General features: G+C 54.9%; 1 protein-coding gene. It reads left to right on the top strand.

The features are described 5' to 3' along the window. Positions 1-41 precede the first annotated feature (41 nt). Positions 42-1574, top strand: coding sequence for an IS3 family transposase (locus tag DU505_RS22155; RefSeq protein ID WP_114481137.1), 1533 nt, complete (start codon positions 42-44; stop codon positions 1572-1574). Positions 1575-1602 lie beyond the last annotated feature (28 nt).

The raw sequence follows: 1602 nt of genomic DNA on the forward strand, positions 1-1602 counted from the left end.
GGGGGTGCGGACGGAATCTTGGACTACATCGAGGGTAGTTCATGTATTCGTATGAAGATCGCATAAGGGCAGTGGAGCTCTACCTCAAGTACGGCAAGAGCGCGTCAGCAGTGGTTCGTGAGCTGGGGTATCCCTCACCGAAAAACCTGCGACGGTGGTACCGCACCTACGTTGATACAGGAGGTCTGCCAGAGCGGCTTCGTCCTAAGCCGAAGTACTCCATCGAACAGAAGCAAAAGGCGGTCGATCACTATCTGAGCCATGGGCGTTGCCTCGCCAGAACCACAAGGGCGATGGGGCATCCGTGTGTTGAGCTGCTTGGAAAGTGGATTGATGAACTCCACCCCGGCATGAGGAAGCGTTTCACTGGCAAGGCTAGAGGCATATCGTTGTCACGTGCTCAGAAGCAGCACGCCGTCATTGAGCTGTGTTCTCGTCAGGGGACCGCTTCAGAAATTGCTGTAGAAGTCGGCGTGAGCAGGCAAGTGCTGTACAAGTGGAAAGACCAACTACTGGATGACGAGGCGGGCCCCTCCATGAAACGCCGCAATAATCTATTGTCCGGTGGCGAGCGGGCGGCATTGGAGCAGGAAGTCGAATCACTCGAGAGGCGCATCCACCGACTGCAACTCGAGCATGACATCCTGATGAAGGCGAATGAACTGATAAAAAAAGACCAGGGCATCGATCTACAGCTCCTGACCAACAGAGAGAAGACCCAGCTGATTGATGCCCTCAGAGAGACCTACACACTGTCGGAGCTCTTTGCCCAGCTAAGGCTCCCGCGCAGCTCCTACTTCTATCATAGGACGCGTCTACGCATGCCTGATAAGCATGCGGACGTCCGTCGTGCCGTCAGGGACATCTTTGAGCGCAACAACCGTTGCTACGGCTACCGGCGCATACATGCAGTTCTGAGCCGGTACGGCACTCGGATCTCCGAAAAGGTCGTTCGACGGCTAATGGCTGAAGAGCAGGTGGTTGTTCGCACCACGAGACGCCGCCGATACAGTTCCTACGGGGGAGAAATCAGCCCTGCGGCCGACAACCTTGTCGATCGCAATTTCTGTGCAGCAGCCCCAAACGAGAAGTGGCTGACTGACATCACTGAGTTCCAGATTCCAGCAGGCAAGGTGTACCTATCCCCTATGATCGACTGCTTCGATGGACTCGTAGTCAGTTGGACAATCGGTACAAGGCCTGATGCAGAGCTCGTGAACACCATGCTTGGAGAAGCCATTGGCACGCTGGACGATGACGAGAGGCCTATTGTCCACTCTGACAGAGGTGCTCACTACCGCTGGCCAGGATGGCTATCGCGCATCAAGGATGCAAAACTGACCCGGTCGATGTCTCGTAAAGGCTGCACACCGGATAACGCAGCCTGCGAAGGTTTCTTTGGTCGGCTCAAGACTGAATTCTTCTACCACAGGAATTGGCAAATCGCGTCTCCCGAGCAGTTCATGGAGGAAGTGGATTCCTACATACGGTGGTATAACGAGAAAAGAATCAAAATGTCACTAGGTGCCCTGAGCCCTCTCGAATACCGAAAGAGCCTAGGGATCGCAGCATGAAAGAGTCCAAGAAAAGCACCGCACCCCC

Origin of the sequence: Billgrantia montanilacus, from assembly GCF_003336675.1 — a bacterium.
GTDB lineage: Bacteria > Pseudomonadota > Gammaproteobacteria > Pseudomonadales > Halomonadaceae > Halomonas > Halomonas montanilacus.